The sequence below is a fragment of the Coleofasciculus sp. FACHB-712 genome, assembly GCF_014695635.1.
Classification (GTDB): Bacteria; Cyanobacteriota; Cyanobacteriia; order Cyanobacteriales; family FACHB-T130; genus FACHB-T130.
In genome coordinates this window covers 1-4,687 of sequence record NZ_JACJOQ010000681.1, presented here as the reverse complement: position 1 = coordinate 4,687, position 4,687 = coordinate 1, and the positions used below count along the sequence as shown (strand labels likewise).

The window sequence follows — 4,687 nt, the reverse complement described above, 5'->3', positions numbered from 1 at the left end:
GCTTAGTGGCTGATTAATTCTACGAGTGTTAGTCTGTTAATGCTGAAGTGCGATCGCAAAGATAAGCTGTGTCAAAAGGGACTTTCAGTAGAAGGAATAAAGCGATAAAATTTTAACGAGTAACAGCAATGGGTATCCATCGCGGCATCGTTTCAGCCACATTTTTAATTTTTACAGGATTGAGCGCGATCGTTCCCCCTGTTTTCTCTCAAATTCAGGAGTTTAAAACTCAACAACCGGAACGCCAACAAATCGATCTAATTTTTAGCCCGAACACCAATCAAAGTTTTGAAGACGTGCTTGAGCAAGCAGAATCGATTGCTAGCAATTCTGTTGAGCAGGGATTCGCACAAAATCCGGAGGTTACACAAATTTATATCAGAATTTTCGGTGATGTCAAAGGACAAGTAGCCCCGCTTCTATTTTCAAAAGTGTATCGTTCTGATTGGCAGACAGAACCTAAAATTGATCGTTGGATTCGATATTTTGATAATTCTGGATTGCTACTAGGCTTTTATAATAATTCATCTAATTCCTCGTCACCTCCGATTCCACCGACATCCACCTTCAGCCGCGAAGACGATCCGGGTTTTCGGGATGATTAATCTACAGGTAAATATACACGGCGCAATTATTCGCGCATCTAGTACATTTCAGTTAAAATTTGAAGACAAAACTTCAGCATCTCTCAATCTTGCTCTTCCCAAAGTGCAAGAAAACGTAAGAAGTTGCTTCGATCCCCTTAGCCTCCCTTTTTAAGCGGGAGAATTTTTTCAAAGCCCCCCTTTTGAAGGGGGATTTAGGGGGGATATCTACCGTTTCAGCGTCTCGATTCAGACTTTTCAGACATTCTCTAAGCTGCTTCTTTGCTCCCACTTAATGAGCCTTGGAGAGAATCTAAGAATTACAGAAATAACCGAAAATTATTCATTGCGTCTCTAAGTATAAAAAACGCTAAAATAATCTTTTTAAAACAACAAACCTGAATTTTTCTTTCTACCCTTTAACCTGGTTACTGCTGCTAAAGTTCCAAAAAGAAGTATACCCAATGTAGGAGTATTTTCAGGAACAACTGCTGCCTCTGCCTCATCAACCACTAAGGCAGAAATCCGTGTTCCATCCCCAACATCCACAACCCCAATCCCTAAAGTATATTCCCCTGAGGCTGGAAGAATATAAGAAAAAGCTTGCCATCCAGTTTCTTTATTAAAGACACTTGAAGAGTTACTGAATTTTGAAATCGTATCCGCTAAATTAAAGAATTGAGTACCAGAATCTGACTGAAGACTTACAAAAGCAAAGTCATTAAAATCAGGATAGGTAAAGTCATCAACCGCAGATTGCTCAACAGCCTCATTCGTGAGGAAGTTCCAAGAAAAAGATAACTTTTGCCCAGCACTGCCTTTAAAAGTTTGCTTAATGGCAGATCCCTCAATCGGCTCTGCGGTAGCTATAGCGTATAAAGATTGATCGCCCAAGAAAGTTGAGAAACCCAAGAATCCTTCTAAAGTTTCTTCTTCAGCAAAGCCAGAAATGAAAGTGACGGGAGCAGCATTACCGCCAATAATCGGATTAGAATTATTGTCGAGACTAAAAGTTTCTTGGTATGCAGTTGAGAGAAAAGCCTGGTTTTTTCCTTGGAATGGCTTAATTCCAAAATCTGAAGTTTCTATTCGATAATCGCCTAGGGCTTTCCAACTCTGAAACCCTTGTTCAAATCCTTTATTCAGAACAGCAGCCTTTACTGTAGATGGAAAAACTACACTTACACTGATAGCCAGTGCTGCAAGACTAATTGTTTTTATCATTAAGTTAACTCCTAATTTTTTTTGCCAAAAAGGTCATTTTTAAAGTTCTGCTAATTTTTAAAAGCAGGCTTAGTTTAGCTTTTTAAGTATTTTCATTGATATCTCTATTAAAAGCATTTTTGGTTAAGCGAACATTAATAGAGGAATAAGACCTGCTAAAATTTGGCTTAACAATCTTATTGACAACTTCTTGATAAATTTATATTTTATTAATCTTTTATTAACCCAGAGATTAAAGAAGCTTAATTCTACGTCAGTAGTATTCCAGAGGGTGCGTAGAAACACTCAGATTTGGCGGTGGAAGTCGAGTATGAGGGAGCCGCCCATTCGACTAAAAAGAACAAAAAGCAGGCAGGATGCTACAGGTATAGATACTTATGCCGATGGCTTGAGGTAATGCTGCGTTGACTAGCCGTTGACATGAATGCTGTGGCTTAGCTGTCGCAGCATTTTTGGTTGACTGTTTAAGCTTTATAGAGGTTAGCTCGGCTAAATTCCTGTCAAATAATGACTCAAAATTTTTGATTATTGCGATCGCAAAAAGAGAGGAATTTAATGTCTAAGTTCAGTCGGAGGCAGCTACTAATTTTTTTTGGGGCGAGTGCCGGTACTGCTGTACTAGCTCCTACTTTGGGGAGACAGCATTTTGGCAGCAATCCTAACGTTGCCCAAGCGGTTCTACCACTGAAATTTACCCCAGTGCGATTGCCGCATCCTTTACCGATTTATCAAGAGCAAAAAAGTTTTTACGCCACAGCCATTAATTATCAAGGAAGCGTAATTAATGCTTCTACCGATACTCGGTTAAGCACCTACAACATCGTTGATGATGTAGTGGTGCCCCCAGAGTACGAACGTTATGTGATTGTACGTTGGGGCGATCGCGTTTATCCCAACCCAGAAGAATACTTTGGCTACAACAACGACTACACCGGCTTTGTTCCCCTGGATGGCAGAAATCCCAACGACGGCTACCTTTGGGTAAATCACGAGTATGTCTCCTACCCGTTTACTTTTACACTCCCTGAAGTCCCAGAGGATTTAGCAGGATTACCTGAGTCTTATCCCTTAGTCGTTGGGCAGAGTTTACCGGGTGACAAAACCGATCTTTTCCTGTTGGGCGAAATCATGTACAACATGGGCGGTTCGGTTCTGCGGATGGCACGCCAAAATCGCGCCGGACGCTATTCGATTGTTAAAGATCCCAACAATCGACGCCTTCATGGTCTTTCCGGTTTAGGGATTAACAGCCAGCGTTCCGATCAGTATAAAACTATTACTTCTTGGGGTTCCAAGAGCTACCAGAAAGGCGATCAAAACTACCTGTTGAGTACGGGACCCGCTGCCACTCAAGTATTTCCTCTCAGCGTAGATGGGCTGGGTAACAAAATCATTGGCACTGCCTACAACTGCTCTGGCGGCACTACTCCCTGGGGAACCATCCTCTCAGCGGAAGAAAACTTTCAGGCAAGCACAGCCTTTTTTGTAGGAGTCACAGAATCTGTAAAATCTGATGGTACTCAGACTAGCTACACCGCCGGTACCAGTGGGGAAAAATTTGGCTTGGTTGGCGAGAAATACGGCTGGATGGTGGAAATCGATCCGAGTAACCCAAATTTCCGCCCGCGCAAGCACACTGCATTAGGTCGTTATCGCCATGAAAACATCGCCATGCGGGCGGAAGCTGGGAAAAAATTAGTTGCCTACATGGGTGATGACCGGCGCGGCGGACACACCTGGAAATTTGTTAGCAAAGGCACTGTTTCTGCCCCGAATAGCAAGAACAACAGCGCTTTATTTGAGGAGGGGACGCTGTACGTCGCCCGTTACAATCCTGACGGGACAGGAACGTGGATTCCCCTGGATTTGAATGCTGCTACCAATCCGATTCCGCCCTCCGTCCTCGGTTCTCAAGAAATTGCCGCTTTGGGCAAAGCGAGCCGGAATGGTTTGATTAAACTACCCAGACGGAACGGTATTGCAGGTCAAACTACAGATGGCGGTGCATTCAACCTAGATACCACCAATGAAGCCACAGCCCTGGCAGGTTATCAAGGTAAGAAGCTGTCCAACTTCTATACCAGCCAAGGGGCTGTCCTCGTGGATGCCTTCTTAGCTGCCAACCTCCTTGGCGGAACTCCCACCGCACGTCCCGAAGATATCGAAGTTCATCCTCGCACCAAGGATGTATTTATTGCCTACACGGATGGTGCAGCCGGAAGCGATGGCTACCCCGATTCTCGAATCTTTGTGGTTTCTAAGTACAGCCCTGCTGTCAACGCCGGACAACCTTCGGGCGAGCTGTTCAAGATTATGGAAAACAGCTCAGATGCTACGGGTACAACTTTCCGCTGGCAGCGATTTGCTAAAGGTGGGGAAGCGGGAGCAGAACCGGGTTCGGGTTTTGCCAATGTGGATAATTTGGCATTTGACCCCCAAGGAAATATTTGGGGTGTTACAGATATGTCTACTAGCGCTCACAATGGTTTTGATGTTGGTGCTGCCGCAACGCCATTAGCGATAGACCACAGGGTCGTGGGTTCTAACTCTCCTAGTGTGGATGATTCTAATCTCAATGTTCAAACTTCTAACCTGATTGGGGTTTTTGGCAATAACTGGCTCTTTTTCATTCCCACCACTGGCCCGGATGCTGGAGAAATCGTCCCCTTTGCCTACGGTCCGCCGCGCTGTGAGTTGACGGGGCCGACTTTTATCGGGGATACGCTGATTATTTCGGTGCAGCACCCTGGTGAAGATTGCCCGTTCAATCCTCAGCAAACTCTGAGCCGAACGATTGAGATGCTGGACTTAAATGGCACTCTCTTTAACCAACAACGCACGGTTCCGCGTGGTAGTAATTGGCCTAGCAATATTGAGGG

General features: G+C 44.4%; 3 protein-coding genes. 2 read left to right on the top strand and 1 reads right to left on the bottom strand.

Features of this window, described 5'->3' with window-relative positions:
* Positions 1 to 128: 128 nt before the first annotated feature.
* Positions 129 to 605, top strand: a complete 477-nt coding sequence (locus H6F50_RS25435) for a hypothetical protein (RefSeq protein ID WP_190430846.1) — start codon at positions 129 to 131, stop codon at positions 603 to 605.
* A gap of 363 nt (positions 606 to 968) precedes the next feature.
* Here H6F50_RS25435 and H6F50_RS25430 read toward each other — a convergent pair whose 3' ends face one another.
* Positions 969 to 1,808, bottom strand: a complete 840-nt coding sequence (locus H6F50_RS25430; RefSeq protein ID WP_190430845.1) for a hypothetical protein — start codon at positions 1,806 to 1,808, stop codon at positions 969 to 971.
* Positions 1,809 to 2,363: 555 nt separating this feature from the next.
* Between H6F50_RS25430 and H6F50_RS25425 the strand changes: the two genes are divergently transcribed.
* A partial coding sequence (locus tag H6F50_RS25425) for a PhoX family phosphatase (protein ID WP_190430844.1) occupies positions 2,364 to 4,687 on the top strand: 2,324 nt, incomplete at its 3' end.

Bases quoted from the DNA above. Each gene is read 5' to 3' on its own strand.
- H6F50_RS25435 (WP_190430846.1), top strand. From the start codon at position 129: ATGGGTATCCATCGCGGCATCGTTTCAGCCACATTTTTAATTTTTACA.
- H6F50_RS25430 (WP_190430845.1), bottom strand. From the start codon at position 1,808: ATGATAAAAACAATTAGTCTTGCAGCACTGGCTATCAGTGTAAGTGTA.